At 63.4% G+C, this 15,207-nt stretch carries 16 protein-coding genes and 1 tRNA gene; 9 read left to right on the top strand and 8 right to left on the bottom strand.

Going from position 1 to position 15,207, the window contains the following annotated elements:
• Positions 1 to 81: 81 nt before the first annotated feature.
• Positions 82 to 1,875, bottom strand: coding sequence for an adenylate/guanylate cyclase domain-containing protein (locus tag AC5ZG1_RS02310; protein ID WP_496131866.1), 1,794 nt, complete (start codon positions 1,873 to 1,875; stop codon positions 82 to 84).
• Positions 1,876 to 2,114: 239 nt separating this feature from the next.
• Here AC5ZG1_RS02310 and AC5ZG1_RS02305 point away from each other — a divergent pair, with 239 nt between their 5' ends.
• On the top strand, positions 2,115 to 2,750 hold the full coding sequence (locus tag AC5ZG1_RS02305) for a LysE family translocator (RefSeq protein ID WP_130228441.1): 636 nt from the start codon (positions 2,115 to 2,117) through the stop codon (positions 2,748 to 2,750).
• A 15-nt stretch (positions 2,751 to 2,765) separates the two neighbouring features.
• On the opposite strand, the gene AC5ZG1_RS02300 is transcribed toward AC5ZG1_RS02305, so the two are convergent.
• Positions 2,766 to 3,518, bottom strand: coding sequence for a sulfite exporter TauE/SafE family protein (locus AC5ZG1_RS02300; RefSeq protein WP_130228434.1), 753 nt, complete (start codon positions 3,516 to 3,518; stop codon positions 2,766 to 2,768).
• Positions 3,519 to 3,607: 89 nt separating this feature from the next.
• Here AC5ZG1_RS02300 and AC5ZG1_RS02295 point away from each other — a divergent pair, with 89 nt between their 5' ends.
• On the top strand, positions 3,608 to 4,498 hold the full coding sequence (locus AC5ZG1_RS02295; RefSeq protein ID WP_130228435.1) for a LysR substrate-binding domain-containing protein: 891 nt from the start codon (positions 3,608 to 3,610) through the stop codon (positions 4,496 to 4,498).
• 12 nt (positions 4,499 to 4,510) lie between these two features.
• Here the strand turns inward: AC5ZG1_RS02295 and hisN are convergent, their stop codons facing one another.
• Complete coding sequence (gene hisN, locus AC5ZG1_RS02290) at positions 4,511 to 5,290, bottom strand: histidinol-phosphatase (protein ID WP_496131865.1); 780 nt, start codon at positions 5,288 to 5,290, stop codon at positions 4,511 to 4,513.
• 557 nt (positions 5,291 to 5,847) lie between these two features.
• Complete coding sequence (locus AC5ZG1_RS02285; RefSeq protein ID WP_028162967.1) at positions 5,848 to 6,735, bottom strand: N-formylglutamate amidohydrolase; 888 nt, start codon at positions 6,733 to 6,735, stop codon at positions 5,848 to 5,850.
• 310 nt (positions 6,736 to 7,045) lie between these two features.
• Here AC5ZG1_RS02285 and cpdR point away from each other — a divergent pair, with 310 nt between their 5' ends.
• Positions 7,046 to 7,405, top strand: a complete 360-nt coding sequence (gene cpdR, locus AC5ZG1_RS02280) for a cell cycle two-component system response regulator CpdR (RefSeq protein ID WP_027583737.1) — start codon at positions 7,046 to 7,048, stop codon at positions 7,403 to 7,405.
• Positions 7,406 to 7,486: 81 nt separating this feature from the next.
• A tRNA-Val gene (locus tag AC5ZG1_RS02275) sits at positions 7,487 to 7,561 on the top strand.
• A gap of 169 nt (positions 7,562 to 7,730) precedes the next feature.
• Here the strand turns inward: AC5ZG1_RS02275 and AC5ZG1_RS02270 are convergent.
• Positions 7,731 to 8,021, bottom strand: a complete 291-nt coding sequence (locus AC5ZG1_RS02270) for a hypothetical protein (RefSeq protein WP_051397160.1) — start codon at positions 8,019 to 8,021, stop codon at positions 7,731 to 7,733.
• A gap of 543 nt (positions 8,022 to 8,564) precedes the next feature.
• Here AC5ZG1_RS02270 and AC5ZG1_RS02265 point away from each other — a divergent pair.
• The gene (locus AC5ZG1_RS02265) at positions 8,565 to 9,302 is read left to right on the top strand and encodes an energy transducer TonB family protein (protein ID WP_496131864.1); all 738 of its coding nucleotides are present in this window, start codon (positions 8,565 to 8,567) and stop codon (positions 9,300 to 9,302) included.
• 26 nt (positions 9,303 to 9,328) lie between these two features.
• On the opposite strand, the gene AC5ZG1_RS02260 is transcribed toward AC5ZG1_RS02265, so the two are convergent.
• Positions 9,329 to 9,811 (bottom strand): hypothetical protein, encoded by a 483-nt coding sequence (locus AC5ZG1_RS02260; RefSeq protein WP_028168073.1) that lies wholly within the window; start codon positions 9,809 to 9,811, stop codon positions 9,329 to 9,331.
• A gap of 404 nt (positions 9,812 to 10,215) precedes the next feature.
• Positions 10,216 to 10,824, bottom strand: coding sequence for a TetR/AcrR family transcriptional regulator (locus tag AC5ZG1_RS02255; protein WP_496131863.1), 609 nt, complete (start codon positions 10,822 to 10,824; stop codon positions 10,216 to 10,218).
• Between the two features lie 101 nt (positions 10,825 to 10,925).
• Between AC5ZG1_RS02255 and AC5ZG1_RS02250 the strand changes: the two genes are divergently transcribed.
• The 4 genes from AC5ZG1_RS02250 to AC5ZG1_RS02235 all read left to right on the top strand — a co-directional run bounded on the left by AC5ZG1_RS02250 (position 10,926) and on the right by AC5ZG1_RS02235 (position 14,375).
• A complete protein-coding gene (locus AC5ZG1_RS02250; protein ID WP_496131862.1) occupies positions 10,926 to 11,621 on the top strand; it encodes a PspA/IM30 family protein in 696 nt (231 codons plus the stop codon).
• 41 nt (positions 11,622 to 11,662) lie between these two features.
• Complete coding sequence (locus AC5ZG1_RS02245; protein WP_496131861.1) at positions 11,663 to 11,938, top strand: YiaA/YiaB family inner membrane protein; 276 nt, start codon at positions 11,663 to 11,665, stop codon at positions 11,936 to 11,938.
• A gap of 221 nt (positions 11,939 to 12,159) precedes the next feature.
• Positions 12,160 to 13,179 carry a hypothetical protein gene (locus AC5ZG1_RS02240; protein ID WP_496131860.1) on the top strand — a complete coding sequence of 340 codons (1,020 nt, stop codon included), beginning with the start codon at positions 12,160 to 12,162 and terminating at the stop codon, positions 13,177 to 13,179.
• On the top strand, positions 13,176 to 14,375 hold the full coding sequence (locus AC5ZG1_RS02235) for a hypothetical protein (protein WP_496131859.1): 1,200 nt from the start codon (positions 13,176 to 13,178) through the stop codon (positions 14,373 to 14,375). Before AC5ZG1_RS02240 ends, AC5ZG1_RS02235 begins: the two co-directional genes overlap by 4 nt.
• Before the next feature lie 44 nt (positions 14,376 to 14,419).
• Here AC5ZG1_RS02235 and AC5ZG1_RS02230 read toward each other — a convergent pair whose 3' ends face one another.
• Positions 14,420 to 14,956 (bottom strand): hypothetical protein, encoded by a 537-nt coding sequence (locus AC5ZG1_RS02230; protein ID WP_496131858.1) that lies wholly within the window; start codon positions 14,954 to 14,956, stop codon positions 14,420 to 14,422.
• Positions 14,957 to 15,207: the final 251 nt, after the last annotated feature.

Raw genomic sequence — 15,207 nt, 5'->3', positions numbered from 1 at the left:
CTACAGCGTGTGGCGAGGTTTGCCTGAATCCCTCAAAGTGGGTGAATGACCGGAGGGCGCTGCGCTCGGCTGCGCGCTCGTTCACGACTCGGCGGCAAGCCTTCGGGTTTCGACAAGGGTCAGGCGGGCGAGTGGTACGCCGGCTTTCAGGAGCCCCTCACGATAGTGTTGGATATCGGCCGGCTGCTTCCAATGGAAGTTCTTCAAATGTCGATCGACGGTGAAAGTCGGATAGTTGGACATCAGAACGCCGGTCGCGTCCGCCGCCTCCTTGGTCCGCCCCAGCTGAGCCAGCGCGGCGGCACGGATCGCCAGTGCCGGCATATGGTTCGGATTGATGTAGAGCTGCTCGCGCGCCCAGGACAGGGTCGCGTCGTATTGTCCCAGGAGGTAGTGGCTGAACGCGTTCAAGGCTGCCCATTGGTAACGTGGGTCGCTGTTGCCGCGCTGCGCCCCCATCGAAAACAGTTCGATGGCCTGGCGATGCTCACCGCTCACGAGGTGGACATATCCAAGCACGCCGCGCGCGCCCATGTCGTATGGGTTGAGCGCCACGGCGCGGTTCGCGGCATCCAGGGCCGCCTCGTAGTGTCCCTCCACCGAACGCACATAGGACAGGATCTGAAAGGCAAAGGACGAGCGCGGGTCGAGCCGAACGCTGGCCTCCGCAAGGCTCACGATCGAGGTCCACAATTCGCGCGTGCGCTTGATCCAGCCAAACTGAATGCTCTGCACCTGGATGGTGGCGAGATAGGCGTGCGCGATCGAAAGCGTCGGGTCGAGCGCGATCGCTTCCTTGAATAGCGCAATGGAAGCCTCGTAATCTTCCTTGGTGTGCCGGTAATAGTAGGAAAGGCCCTTCAGGAAGCGATCCCACGCCGTGACATCGTTGGAAACGCGGGCAGGTGCGGAAGCCTCCGCGCGGAATATCTCCGTTGCGATCGCCGCGGAGAGACTGGTCGTGATCTCGTCCTGCATCGCGAACAGATCGCCCATGTCGCGGTCATAGCGGCCGGTCCACAGTTGCTCGCCGTTCTCGGGCGCGATCAGCTCGGCGGTCACGCGGATCTTGCTGCCGGCACGCCGCACCGAGCCCTGGATCAGGTAGGTCGCGTCGATCTCGCGGGCGATCAGGCGGGTGCTCACATTCTTGCCCTTGAAGGAGAATGTCGAGTTGCGGCTCAGCACCCGATAGAAGGACTGCAGCGAAAGCGCGTGGATCAGGTCTTCGGTCAATCCGTCGGAAAAATACTCGTCGCTGGAGTCGCTCAAATTGGCGAAGGGAAGCACGCCGACGATCGCGGTCCGCGACTGCCCTGGCAGGCCCGACGAATCCCGCACCTGGCGCCCAGGCGCCTCCGGGCCGCCCGGCTCCCAGGTGAAGACCTCCACGGGGTCCGCGATATTCTTGAAACGATGACTGCCGGTGTTGACCAAGGTGGCTTTGAGGTGCCTGCCGGCTTCGTGATAGGCCTTGGCCGAGGCGGCCAAGCCGCCCGGCGGGGAAACCGTCTCGAGCCGGACGGCGATGTTGACGTCATCGCCGAACAATTCGTCCTCGTCGGCCATCACATCGCCCATGTGAATGCCCATCCGGAACTGCATGACACGGTCGGCGGGAAGCTGGTTATTGCGCTCCGCCATCAGCATCTGCATCTCGATGGCGGCCTCCAGCGCTCCGACGATGCTCGGAAATTCGAGCAGGAAGCCGTCGCCGGTGTTCTTCAGAATACGGCCGCCATGATTGAGGATGATCGGATGGATCGCGGTCCGATGGGCTTTGAAGGCGGCATGCGTGCCTGCCTCGTCGGCGCCCATCATCCGCGAGTAGCCGGCGACATCGGCGCAGACTATGGCAGCTAGCCGTCTCTCCATAACCGTATCTATGCTCCGGAATCGGCCAGTGACCGCCGCGTGCGCGGCCGACCGTTCCAACCCTTATAAAACAAGATGTACCTGGCGGAAGCCCGATCCTGAGATCATAGTAATGCAAACGTTCCGGAATTGGCAGCGGACGGCGCCGGAAATGTTAGCTGCATGATTTTTATGTCGTGGAATAATGTGGAGCGGCTGTCCTTGTTCGTTGGCCAACGCCCGCGTGAGAGATGACGACGATGCTCGGAATTCACGAACTATGGCTTTTCATCTTGTCGGGGCTGCTGCTTAACGTGACGCCGGGGCCGGACACCGCCTATATCATCGGCAGGAGCATGCAACTCGGATGGCGTGGCGGAGCGGCGGCCGCGCTCGGCATAAGCTGTGGCTGCCTTTTTCATGTCTTCGGCGCGGCGATTGGGCTTTCGGCGCTGCTGATGACGTCCTCACTGGCCTTTACCGCCCTCAAATGGGTCGGCGCAGCCTATCTCCTGTTCACGGGCGTCCAGATGCTGTTGTCACGCCAGCGCGTGATCGCGGATGTCACCCTTCAGGGTGAGGCGCCGACGCTGCGACGGGTGTTCTGGCAGGGCGCGCTCACCAATGCGCTCAATCCGAAGGTGGCGCTGTTCTTCCTCGCCTTCCTGCCGCAGTTCGTGGCGGCTGATTCGCCACACAAGACCGCGGCCTTCCTGCTGCTCGGCGCGATCTTCGTCTTCAACGGCACGCTGTGGTGTTTCGGCGTGGCGGCCTTTGCGGCGCGGGCGGCGATGCGGATCCGCCGCTCCAGCGGCGTGATCGCCTGGATCAACCGCACGCTCGGCGGGCTGTTCGTCTATCTCGGCTTCCGGGTGGCGATGCTGGAGGCGCGCTAGAGAAATCCTCGAGGCTTAGCCGTGGATCTTCACGAGCGCGCTGGCTGCGAGGTAGAACCCGAGCAGGATCATCGCGATCAGGAACCAGCGGCGGAACGCCTCCGGCTGCAGCCGTGACCGCACCGCCTGCCCGACGAACATGCCAACGAAGGACGCCACCATCGCCACCGCCCCGGGCAGCGCGGTCGCGGCGGTCAATACGCCGGCGGCGGTGAGATTGAAGGCGAGGGCGACGGTTGCGGTGGTGAAGAACAGGCCGAGCGCCTGCACCAGCTCGTCCTTCTCCATGCCGATCGCCTGCATGAATGGCATCGACGGAATCACCTGCACGCCGGTCGCCGCCGAGATCACCCCGGTCACGACGCCGACGATGCCGCCGATCCATTTCTCGTCGCGGCGGGCGACCTTGAAGCTGAAGCGGCTGAGGCCTACGACCGCATAGATGATGAGCAGGAGACCAAGAACGACGGTGCCATAGGGCGCATAAGGCCCGGTCAGCAGCCCGCTATTCAGCCAGATGCCGACCACGGTGCCGAGCATCAGCGGCCATAGCCGCTTGAGGATGTCGCGCAGATAAGGGCCGACGAAGGTCTGCCAAATGTTGGTGACGATCGCCGGCACGATCACGATCGAGATCGCCTGCGCGGGCGGCATCGTCACGGCCAGCAGTCCCATGGAAACCGTAGGCAGGCCAAGCCCCAGCGTTCCCTTGACGAAACCGGCAAGCAGGAAGGCGAAGGCGATCAGAATCAGCATCGAGTCGAACATGGGGGCACATTGACCGATCGCCGCAAGCGGCACAATCTGGAGATTACGGAGAATGCCTTCGGCTTTGCCGAAGATAGACGGAGCCCGGTATGCGTTTCGACCTGGTTGATCTGCAGCTCTTCATTGCGGTGGCGGAGACGCGCAGCATCACCAATGGCGCTTCCCGCGTTCATCTGGCACTTGCGTCCGCGAGCGAACGGATCAAGGGGCTCGAGGCTGCGCTTGGCGTCTCGCTGCTCAAGCGCGGCCGCCGCGGTGTCGAGTTGACCGCCGCCGGCGAAAGCCTGCTCGATCATGCGCGGATCGTGATCCACAATGTCGAAGCGCTGCGCGGCGACCTTGCCGCCTATGCCAGCGGCGTTAGGGCGAGCGTGCTGCTGCTCGCCAACACGTCGGGCCTGTCGGAACATCTGCCGCGGGCGCTCGCCGCCTTCCTGCGCGAGCATCCCGACATCAATGTCGACGTCGAGGAACGCGAGAGCGCCGACATCGCGGCTGCCATCGCGACCGGTGCTGCGGATCTCGGCTTCGCCGCCGAGCATGCGTTGCCCGAAAGCGTCGAGCGCTTCCTGTTCAGCGAGGATCGCCTGACGCTGGTGGCCTCGCGCCGCAGCGATCTCGCAGGCCGCCGCCAGATCGATTTCCAGGACGTGACCGGCTATGACTTCGTCGGGCTGACCGCCTCGACCGCGCTGCAGGCCCACATCGCCAAGCACGCGGCCCGGTTAGGGGCCCGTCTGCGGTTCCGGGCGCGCCTGCGCGATTTCGACGCGATCTGCCAGATGGTCGCGGCCGATGTCGGCATCGCCGTGATCCCGGAGACGGCCGCCCGGCGCTGCGCCCGGTCGATGCCGATCGCGTCGATCCGGCTGCGCGACTCCTGGGCCGACCGCAAACTCACGATCTGCGCGCGCAGCTTTAAGGCATTGCCGCGCCCGGCGAAGCTGCTTGTCGACTATCTGCGCAAGGCCGCATCGTGACGGGGTGCTTGCTCAACCGTTGAGCAGCTTCATCGCCGCCTCGTGCACCCGCGGGTCGCCCGCGGCGATGATGCGGCCGCCGCTTTGCGCTGGCTTGCCTTCCCAAGTGGTGACGATGCCGCCGGCGCCGGTGACGATCGGAATCAGGCCTGCGATGTCATACGGCTTGAGCTCGGTCTCGACCACGAGATCGAGATGGCCGGCAGCCAGCATGCAGTAGGAGTAGCAGTCTCCGCCATAGCGCGTGAGCCTGGCGGCGCTCTCGATCCGTCCAAAGCATGCCCGGTCGGTGGCGTTCATCAACAGCGGACTCGTGGTGTAGGCCGTCGCCTCCTTCAGCGACGCGCAGCGCCTGACCGAAAGCCGCCGTTCGCCGGACGGGCCGGAGTAATGAGCTGAACCATTGTCGCCGGAGAACCGCTCGCCGATGTAGGGCTGATGCATCATCCCGAACACCGGCGTGCCCTTGTGCAGCAGTGCGATCAGCGTGCCCCAGATCGGGAAGCCGCCGATGAACGACTTGGTGCCGTCGATCGGATCGAGCACCCAGACATATTCGGCGTCCTCGCGCTCATTGCCGAATTCCTCGCCAATGATGCCGTGCTGGGGGAAATTGGCCTTGATCAACCGCCGCATCACCGCTTCTGCTGCGCGGTCGGCTTCGGTCACCGGATCGAATTCGCTAGCGCTCTTATTGTCGACTGAGAGCGAGGTGCGGAAGAACGGCAGGATGGTTTCGCCGGCGGCGGTCGCGAGGCGGCCGATGAAGGCAGTGAAATCAATGACCGGCACGGCTGTTCCTTAAAGCGAGAAGCGAACTGGCAACTCAGTGCTACTGCCTAGCTCAATCCGGGATAATCCGCACCGACATTGAGGAGGTTTGTCGCCAGCATTTTTGAACGCGAGAGGGGCGCCGCATCCCGCTATGAGTTTTGGTACTAGGTGCAGTCACGAAATCGGGAGGCTGCGATTGAAGAGTAGAATTAACTGTTCATTTCTTGACGAAAATATTGAAAGAAAACGACAAAAATCGACTTTGGCCCTGTGTTGCGGGTCTGCAAGCCCTGCGGATAATGCATGGGAAATGAATCTAAAACCGCTTGCGTTTTGTGCGGCGCGGCCGCATATTGTTGCGGTGCGGTAGCGCCTCGCGCTATCGCTGCCCTCCTTGGGCGTTTCCTCCCTAGACTTGGGCCGCTTGTTCATTCAAGCGGCCCTTTTTTCTTTTGGGGCTCTTTGCTGTCATTCCGGAGCGTCCGAAGGACGAACCCGGGATCCATCGGGCCGCAGGTATGGTAGTGAGATGGATTCCGGGTTCGCGCTCGCGCGCCCCGGAATGACGATGGATCCTACTCCGCTGCCGCCTGGAACGGACCGAGGTCGCCGAGCGGGACTTCCGCCAGCGCCTCCGCCAAGGTTGCGAAATCGGCGGCCAACTGCGCAAAGCGCGGCCCGCGCTCGCGCCGGCGTTCATCCATGTAGACCGCGCGGTTGAGCTCGAGCTGAACGGTATGCAGCCCGCTCGCCGGGTTGCCGTAGTGCTCGGTGATGAAGCCGCCGGCATAGGGCTTGTTGCGGCCGATCGAATAGCCGAGCCCGCTCATGACGTCTTCGACCACGTCGGGAAGCAGCGGCGCGCAGCTTGTGCCGTAGCGGTCGCCGATGACGATGTCGGGCCGGCGCGGCTCGTCCCGCGACACCCCGATCGACGGCATCGAGTGGCAGTCGACCACAACAACGGTTCCGAACGCCTGGTGCGCCTTGTTGATCAGCCGGCGCAGCGCCCGGTGATAGGGCTTGTAGAGCGCCTCGATCCGCGACAGCGCCTCATCGACATTGAGCCGCTCGCGATAAATCTCCTGGCCGTCGCCGACGACGCGCGGGATCGTGCCAAGCCCGCCAGCGACCCGCATCGAGCGCGTATTGGCAAAGCTTGGAAGCCGGCCCGTGAACATGCGCGGATCGAGCTCATAGGGCTCGCGGTTCACGTCGACATAGGAGCGCGGGAAATGCACCCGCACGACGGGAAAGCCACGCGCGCTCAAGCCTTCGATCAACTCGTCCATGAAGGAGTCTTCCGAGCGCCTGAGCGACGTCAGATCGATCCTGGAAGCGTTGAGGAATTCGGCTGGATAGACCGAGCCCGAATGCGGCGAGTTGAAGATGATCGGCGCCCGCCAATTGACGGGTTCGACGATCTCGAACGGAGGCGGCAATTCACCGTCAGGCCTGCTCATCGTCCGGCGCCGTCCCTTCAATTCCGCTAGGGCTTCCAGCACGATTTTGCCGGAAAAACGGAGGATTTATGTGGGGGCATTGTCGGTAATCACGACCCTTCTGCCAAGCGAAAAAAATCGTGAGCCGGGCTGGAATGTCTCTTAAGAGCGGGTAACGCCCGACGCGATTGATTCGCGCGGCGTTCCGGTCCACAACTAAGTTAAGCATCCGGTCGGCCGCGCCGGCTCATCTTTCACTCGAAATTTACCGCCTATCGGGCTTAGTGTGCGGACCGATCCTCCCAAGCCGGGATTCGACGAAATCAACGCCATGCCCAAGATCCTCCTCGCCGAAGACGACAACGATATGCGCCGCTTCCTGGTCAAGGCGCTCGAAAACGCCGGATTCCAGGTTTCCCCGCACGATAACGGTATGTCGGCCTATCAGAGGCTGCGCGAGGAGCCGTTCGAGATGCTGCTGACCGACATCGTGATGCCGGAGATGGACGGCATCGAGCTCGCCCGCCGCGCCTCGGAACTCGATCCCGACATCAAAATCATGTTCATCACCGGATTCGCCGCCGTCGCCCTGAACTCCGATTCGGAGGCGCCCAAGAACGCCAAGGTGCTGGCCAAGCCCGTGCACCTGCGCGAATTGGTTAGCGAAGTGAACAAGATGCTGGCGGCCTGATCGGCAGCCAAGATTCGCCTTCAAGCGTCCTTGCCTGCCCGCTTGGGGTCCGTTATAGGGACCCGACCCAGCCGATTTTTCGGGCGCGTAGCTCAGCGGGAGAGCACTACCTTGACATGGTAGGGGTCACAGGTTCGATCCCTGTCGCGCCCACCAGCCTTCGCTCGCGAAGCGAGAGAAGGCTGCCGCGCCGAAGCCCAACGGGCGCAGGCGGGCTTGCGTCCGCGAACTACGGCTCGGCAAGCCACTTCTTCGTTCCTTGAGGGCTACGCGTGGCGCAGCCATGGGGAGCAGGCCAGCCCGTCTTCCTGGGACGAGCCGTCTGTCACACCTGCGCTGACAAGATCTCGAGCTCGCTATGGAGATATCCTGAAGGAAACACGACGCCGCATTCGTAGCCGCGCCTCCACACGACGTGGCAGTGCGTGCTCGACTTGAAGCCGTCAAACGACATGAGGAAGTCGTTGGCAAAGAAGTGAAATGAATTCGAGTACAAACCAGCACCGCGCATGTGGAGATTTCTCACCAGGCAGGGATGAACTCCCGAAATCCCGCTAAACGAAAGCAATGCGAACTGGTTCAACTGAACACGTTCTAGGGCACGACGTTCAATCATGACCGGACGCTCCAATTGATAAAATATCCGCAATTGAAATCTGGGAACGCTGCAACTTTCCATCAGTGCGGCTGTCCTAACGCATGCGCTCGTGTTCCTATGGTTAACGGTCGACGCGAAGAAAGCGCGAGCGAGATGGCACAAACCGCACGTCCGCGGGTCGCCTGACACTTTCTGCCTTCGCTCTGGCACAAAGTGCACTGACGAGCGCGCCAAGGTTGTGCTTGTTTGCGCTGCGACTCTCGCCGATTCACGGCGGGCCTCGGGAATATCGGTTTCAGGGCGCGGAACCGCGCCATGCAGGCGGTCGGAGGCCTGTTTCGGTTTCCGGCGCCAGTCCGTTTTAGCGGCATGTCACAAATCCTATATAGGGAGATGGCCATCATGCTTGGCTGAGGGCTTGGCGCGCCTCAGATGACCGGACTGGCCTTTTCCAGAGATGTTCGTACCGCAGTTCGATAGGTGGTCTGTCCGTGGCGTTCCGATCGCCGGCGTTCGCGGCATCGCGAAGCTCATGCCTATCCCGGCGAAAGCGCCCGCCATATGAAGATGGACGGTTCAGATGATCCGTTGCCCCCAAGGGAGACCGACCGGATAAAGGCCGCGCTCACTGCAGGAGATCCGACGGCCTGGTCCAACGCAGAAGTGGCGCGTCTCGTCATCATCCCGGCTCTGGCGGTGCTGTTGTTTGCCGGCGGCGTCTATTGGATCAAGGTACAGCACCCAGCCGCATCGTCGGTCGATCAAGGACCGACATCTACAATACAGGTGCGCCTGGTTCCTCAACGCGAGGAGACACCGATTCCAGTCGATTCGACGTCGCAGGCGACGACGGCGAATGTCGCCCATTCGAATCCTGAAGCCGAACAGCCGGATGATCAGGCGAAGGATGAGGTTGTGATCAAGTCGCCCGACCGCGCGTCCCTGCCTCTTGAAGCCAGTCCCAGCATCCCCAGCATCTCACGTCGTTCGACCGTGGCGAATGTGGTGCCGAATAATGCCCTGCTGAAGTTTCAACAAAGCCTGCTCAAGCACATCGCAAGATTTCAGCGATATCCCGCGGCGGCCCACAATAGGCTACAGGGCACGGTCGAAACGTTCTTCTCGATCGACCGAAAAGGGCGCCTCCTGGGCGTTTGGGTGAAAACAAGCTCCGGCCAGATACTGCTCGATACCGAGGCGATCGAGACCATCAAGAGGGCGCAGCCTCTTCCATCCATCCCAGCCGAACTTCCGGATCGCCTCAACGTCCAGATTCAACTGGCCTTCGATCCATCCTGAGAACGATTGCCGTAGTCGCCGGCGGTCTACGGCTGATTGCCCGGCTCGAAAGTGCAGTCGGCGCCGCCGCCGGCCTTTTGCTTGATCACCTTGGGATCGATCGTGCAGGTCAGCTTCGACAGGCCCGCGATGTTCGATCCGGCGGCGCCTTCGGCGGGGATGCCCGCCATCAGCATGGTTGCAAACAATTCGTTGGCGTCGCGGCCTTTCAGCGCGCGCTTGGCGATCTTGAAGGTGATCTCGCAGGAGCGCGACGTGATGTCGACATTGCTGGTGCGGCAGACGATGTTATCGGCGGTGACGGAGATCTTTCCGCCATAGGGAAAATTGGTGTCGCCCTTGAAGAAGGAAGCGACGGTGCGCTTGGGCGCGGCGGCGATCGGCGAGTATTGGGCGACCACGGCGGCGAGCGCCAGTGCCGCCGATCCTGAAGCGGAGGTAGCTGGAGCCGCGCTCGCGCCGCTGATCGAAAGAAAGAGAGTGAGAGCCGCCAATGGTCCAACGCGCATCGTTCCCTGCCTCCTCCGCGTGTCGTCCCCGCGAAGGCGGGGCCATGCCGCGTGATGTCTCGATAGGATTCGGTCATAGTCATCCTCGCAAAACTACTTCCTGTGGTTATGGGCCCCAGGTCAAGCCCGGGACGACGTGGAGAGAGGGGGCCCGGAGTTGTGGGGCTGGCAAAGCGAAGCGTGCCACCATTGCGAGCGGAGTCCTTGATGATGGGCACGTCGCAGGCGCGCCTTTGCCCACCCTGCACATGCTGCGTATTCCAATCTTTCTCCTCACCCTGAGGTCGCGTAGCGACCGTCTCGAAGGGCGAGGCCACCGGCGGGGCCTCATGGTTCGAGACGCGCTGCGCGCTCATCACCATGAGGGGCGAGAGGGTGGGCACGTCGCTGCGCCTTTGCTCACGCTACAAATTCGCTGCCTTCAATCCCTCGACCATCGCGCGGACGATGGTGGCGACTTCGCTGCGCAAGGCTTCGATGGGCACTGCGATCAGCTTGTGCTCCAGCCCCAGCGCGACCATGCCGTGGACGGCGGAGAACAGGCTGCGGGCCGTGACGCTCAGCTCTCGCGGTGAGCGCGCGGGAAAGAGCGCGGCGAGCGGGCGGTAGATGTGGCCGAACAGGTCCATCTGCTCGGAGATCGCCCAGTCCGGGACCGGCTTGCCCGGCGCCATCCGGTGCTCGAACAACGCGCGCCATAGCTCGAGATTGTCGGCGGCGAAATCGCAATAGCCGACCGCGATGCGGACCAACGTGTCGGTGGGATCCGCCGGACCGTCCCGCTCCGCCGCGGTGAGGGCCGCGTCGAGCCGCGCCAGTGTGCGCGATCCTATCCGCAGGATCAGCTCGTCGACGTCCTCGACCAGATTGTAGACCGCGCCATTGGCGATGCCGAGTTCGCTGGCGAGATCGCGCGTCTTCAGGCCGGCCAATCCGCTGACGGCGATCGACCGCTCTGCTGCCTCGATTAGCCGTTCGCGGTTTTTGGCTCGTCGTTCCAGCGCCTTGGACATTTGTCGCTCACATTGTGAGCGTTGCTCAAGAAATTATTGAACCGCGCTCAAGTTCCAGCTACAAAGATGATATGAGCAATGCTCATAACAGGGAGCTGGAAATGTTCAAAACCGTTTTCACGCTTTTCCGCGGCACCGTGGCCGCGGCGGAGGAGGAGCTGCAGGATCGCTCGGCCCTCCTCATCCTCGACCAGCAGATGCGCGACGCAGCCTCTGCCGTCGATCGCTCCAAGCGAACGCTGGCGCTGGCGATTGCCGGAGACCAGCAGGAGGGCCGTCGGCTCGAGGCGACCAATGCGCGGATCGGCAATCTCGAGCTGCGCGCCACGGCCGCACTGGAAGGCGGCCGTGAGGATCTGGCGCGGGAGGCCGCGCAGGCGATTGCCAATCTCGAAGCCGACCGCGACGCCGCGATGACCGCGCGCACGCTGTTTGGTCAGGAGATCGCGCGGTTGAAGCGCCATGTCGCCAATGCCGAGGTGCGGCTGACCGAACTCGACCGCGGCCGCCGCATCGCCCGGGCTTCCGACGCGGTGCGCTCGCTGCGCCGGAGCGGCATCGAGGCGGTGCGCCCATACGAATCCACGCTGCCGGAGGCGGAGAACACGCTGCGCAAGTTGCGCGAACGGCAGATGGAAGCCCAGGCCGCCGACGAGGCGCTGATCGAACTCGATACCGCCAGCGGACCGCTTGCCACCGCTGAGAAGCTCGCCGAGCAGGGCTTTGGGCCGCGCATGAAATCGACTGCCGACGACGTGCTCGCACGGCTCAAAGCCGGGCGCGCAGCTACTGCCTGAACCTTCAAGTCCTCAACATTGTTCATTTAAGAGAGATTGTCATGAATCAGAACGTCCAGCCCCACAGCAATGCGTGGGTCACCTTCACCTATGCCTCCTTCCTCGGCTCCGCCTTCCTGCTCGGCGTCGGCATATTCTTCCTGCCCGTCGATCTCTGGATGAAGGGCTATCTCACCATGGGCATCGTGATGTTGGTACAGACCTGCGTCACCCTGACCAAGACGGTCCGCGACGTCCATGAAGGCGGCAAGCTGGTGAACCGCATCGAGGACGCCAAGGCCGAACGGATCCTGATGGAAGTGTCCAAGGCGGCCTGACCAGGCAGCCGGAGATGGAACGAACTTCGCGAGGCGGCGGATGTCTGGCATCCGCCGCTTTTCGCCGCGAGGATGCAGCGATGACGGCGCGCAAGGGAGCATTTACCTTCTCACCGTGAGCGCCGCCTGGCGCTTACAGCGCCTTAATGGGCGAAGGGCAGTAATCTGGCCCGACAACGGGCAGCGGCATGGCGTCTTGGAGTAGAATCTCGGTCTCGCGCTTGCGCGAAAGATTTGGCAAAGCCGGCGTGGCACTGGCGCGCCTGCCCGGCCACGCCAACTTCTGGCTCAAGGCGTTGTCGCAGCCAAACATCGATCTCACCTTGCGCACGCATGCGGGGCTGCGCACGCGCATCGTCGAGCGTCCGGGCGTCTCGCTGCCGCAGGAAGAGCTGGCGGCACTGGTCTCGCAGCTACGCGTCGTGGCCGCCAAGACGCTGCCGCAGGAGAGCCTGACTTACGGCATCTTCTCCGGCGAGCCCGAGCGTCTCGCGCGCGCCATCATCACGCTGATCTCGGAAGAGGAAACCGGGCGGCCGATCGCCTTCAATGCGCTGTCGGTGATGGAGGTCGAGCTCGACGGCGCGCCGATCGACGTCACCCATCTCGGCCTCGTGATGATCGACCCTGACGTGCGCGGGCAGGGACTGTCCTGGGTGCTCTATGGCATGACCGCACTGGTGCTGTTTGCGCGCGACGGGCTGCGTCCGAAATGGATTTCCAATGTCACGCAGGTGCCGGCGGTGGTCGGCATGGTCTGTGAGACATTTTCCGATGTGTATCCATCGCCGCTATCAGGCGCGCGGCGGAGCTTCGCGCACCTGCAGCTCGCGCGCGGGATCATGGTGCATCACCGCGCGGTGTTTGGTGTTGGTTCCGAGGCTGGCTTTGACGAAGAACGCTTCGTCATCACCAATGCCTACACCGGCGGCTCGGATGCGCTGAAGAAGAGCTTCGAGATCGCGCCAAAGCACCGCAATGCGATCTATGGCGAGTTCTGCGCTCGCGAGCTCGATTATGCGCGCGGCGATGACGTGCTGCAGCTCGGCCGCATCGATCTGGCCGGCGCGCGGCGCTATCTCACGAGCGAGGTGCCGGCGGGCTCGCTGCCGGCGCTGATTGCCGCCTCCGCCGTGCTGGCGTTGCAGCGGCTGGTGTTGCCGTTCTTCCACTGGTTGGATGACACGCGCACGTTCGGCTCGCTGCGGCCGCGTTCTCGCGACAAGGATGGGCGCCGATGAATCCCGGGATCGTGGCCGATTCCATCGTCAATCTCTGCGGTGCGATCGGGCTCTGCGTCGCGATGATGACGTTCTACTGGCGCGACCCGAACAGCCCGCTGACGCGGCGCCTCTTGTTCGGACTCGGCGTGATCGCGCTCCTGTTCCTGGTGCGCGGCGTGGCGTGGTGGAGTGGCAGCGATGTGCTGGATCGCCTGAGCGTCATTCCGGCGGCGCTGATCCCGCTTGGCGCGCTTGTCGTGACCGAAGGCATGCTGCGGCGGCATGCGCCGCGCGTGGTGAAGATGCTGGCGGTGTTCGGCGGCATCTTGCTCGGCCTTGGCGGCGCGCTCGGGCTTGCCCGGTTCACGACGGCTTATGCTGCTTCGTTGTCGCTGTTCCAGCTTGCGGGCTTTCTCGTCTGTGCCTTGTTGCTCGCGCGCCGCGATCGCGCTTCGCTGATGGCGTCGGAAAACCGCAGCATCGGACGTCTCGCAGCTGGCGCGCTGATCGTGATTCCGTTCGTGATCACCGATTTCCGCACGCTGTTTCCGGACATCCCGGTCCGGCTCGGTGCGATCGGCGCGCTCTTGACCGTGACCGTGATCCTGATCGCAGGGGGCGGTGCCGAGACGCGGCGTCACGGGCTTGCGCTGATGACCTTGCGGCTTGGCAGCTCGGCGCTGCTCGGCATCGCCGCCGCCTTCATCGCCGGCGATGTCGATGCCGCGCAGATCGAGCGCTTCTGCGCGGTCGCGGTCGCCGGCGTGCTCACGATCGCCCTGATGACGGATGCGCTGCGCGCGGTGTTCGAGGCGCAGGAGCCGGGGGTCTTGAATGCGGCAGCGCTGTCGACGGCCAGGACGCGTGACGAATTGATCGCCGAACTGGCGCGGCATCCGATCTTCGAGCACGCGCGGCGCTACCGCGAGGCCGAGCTCGCCAGTTACGATCCGCCGCGCTTGCGGGAATTGTTCGCCACGCAGCGGGTGCTGCGCCGGTCGGGTGCGCCCTGGGGATATCCACCTGACGACCCCGCGGTCGAGCGCGTGCTCTCGCTGATTGCGGCTAACAGCGCCACGCATATGATCGTGCTCTCGCATGATCCGGTCGACCTGATCGTGCTCGCCGTGCCCGTCACATCAGCCGATCCCGCCACCGAAACCGCGCTCGCACTGGTGCGGCGGTTGCTGGCGCTGACGCCAGAGACGGTGTGAGGTCGGCGGAAATCCGCCGGCCTCTTTGGATCTCCGCTCGCCTATCAGCCGCAGACCTGCGTCGGCTGTGTACGCCAGCCGTGCGTGGTGTGGACGCGGCGATTCACGACATAGCAATTGCCGTTGTCGTAATAGGTGTCGCTGTAGCCGTAATACGGGTAGCCATAGCCGTACGGATAGTCGTAGGCATAGTCATCGTAATAATAGGGATCGTACAAGCCGAGGCCGAAGCCCGTGCCGAAGGCGAAGCGCCGTCCATGGAAGCCGCGGCCGTGGAAGCCGCCACCACGGAATCCGCCGAAGCCCTGATGAATACCGCCGAAGGCGTTGTGGAATCCGCCGCCGGCAAAGCCGCCGCGGAAACCACCGCCGCCGAAGCCGCCACGGAATCCGCCACCGCCAAATCCGCCGCCATGAAAGCCGCCGCCACCAAAACCGCCGCCGTGGAAGCCGCCGCCACCGCCAAAGCCGCCACCATGGCCGCCGCCGCCTCCGCCACCACGTGCCAACGCCACCGTCGGCGCCGCCGCAAGACCAACCGATGCAGCCGCCAACAATGCGATAACCATCTTGCGTAACATTACACCACTCCGTCAGTATCGCACCCAGCCCGCGATCATGATGAGGTGGCGATCATTTGCGAGATCGCGATGCGCACACCGCTCAACTCCGTGCGAGCGTCTTTAAATTCCAGTTTAGAGAGAATTGAACGGCGCAGTCGGAGCGGCGCTGCGGTATTACATTGGCAATGAAAAACGCCGGCTTTGTTGCGGGGGAAAAAGCGACCGCGGCGCGAAAGCTGCGGTCGCGGTCCCGGAATTCGCATGGAGGA

This window comes from Bradyrhizobium sp. Leo78, assembly GCF_059512425.1.
Note: the sequence above shows the minus strand (reverse complement) of the source record. Positions and strands in the feature narration are given on the sequence as shown.

Bases quoted from the DNA above. Each gene is read 5' to 3' on its own strand.
- AC5ZG1_RS02305 (WP_130228441.1), top strand. From the start codon at position 2,115: ATGCTCGGAATTCACGAACTATGGCTTTTCATCTTGTCGGGGCTGCTG.
- AC5ZG1_RS02230 (WP_496131858.1), bottom strand. From the start codon at position 14,956: ATGTTACGCAAGATGGTTATCGCATTGTTGGCGGCTGCATCGGTTGGT.
- AC5ZG1_RS02300 (WP_130228434.1), bottom strand. From the start codon at position 3,518: ATGTTCGACTCGATGCTGATTCTGATCGCCTTCGCCTTCCTGCTTGCC.
- AC5ZG1_RS02245 (WP_496131861.1), top strand. From the start codon at position 11,663: ATGAATCAGAACGTCCAGCCCCACAGCAATGCGTGGGTCACCTTCACC.
- AC5ZG1_RS02310 (WP_496131866.1), bottom strand. From the start codon at position 1,875: ATGGAGAGACGGCTAGCTGCCATAGTCTGCGCCGATGTCGCCGGCTAC.
- AC5ZG1_RS02285 (WP_028162967.1), bottom strand. From the start codon at position 6,735: ATGAGCAGGCCTGACGGTGAATTGCCGCCTCCGTTCGAGATCGTCGAA.
- AC5ZG1_RS02235 (WP_496131859.1), top strand. From the start codon at position 13,176: ATGAATCCCGGGATCGTGGCCGATTCCATCGTCAATCTCTGCGGTGCG.
- cpdR (WP_027583737.1), top strand. From the start codon at position 7,046: ATGCCCAAGATCCTCCTCGCCGAAGACGACAACGATATGCGCCGCTTC.
- AC5ZG1_RS02250 (WP_496131862.1), top strand. From the start codon at position 10,926: ATGTTCAAAACCGTTTTCACGCTTTTCCGCGGCACCGTGGCCGCGGCG.
- AC5ZG1_RS02260 (WP_028168073.1), bottom strand. From the start codon at position 9,811: ATGCGCGTTGGACCATTGGCGGCTCTCACTCTCTTTCTTTCGATCAGC.
- AC5ZG1_RS02255 (WP_496131863.1), bottom strand. From the start codon at position 10,824: ATGTCCAAGGCGCTGGAACGACGAGCCAAAAACCGCGAACGGCTAATC.
- AC5ZG1_RS02270 (WP_051397160.1), bottom strand. From the start codon at position 8,021: ATGATTGAACGTCGTGCCCTAGAACGTGTTCAGTTGAACCAGTTCGCA.
- AC5ZG1_RS02295 (WP_130228435.1), top strand. From the start codon at position 3,608: ATGCGTTTCGACCTGGTTGATCTGCAGCTCTTCATTGCGGTGGCGGAG.
- AC5ZG1_RS02265 (WP_496131864.1), top strand. From the start codon at position 8,565: ATGAAGATGGACGGTTCAGATGATCCGTTGCCCCCAAGGGAGACCGAC.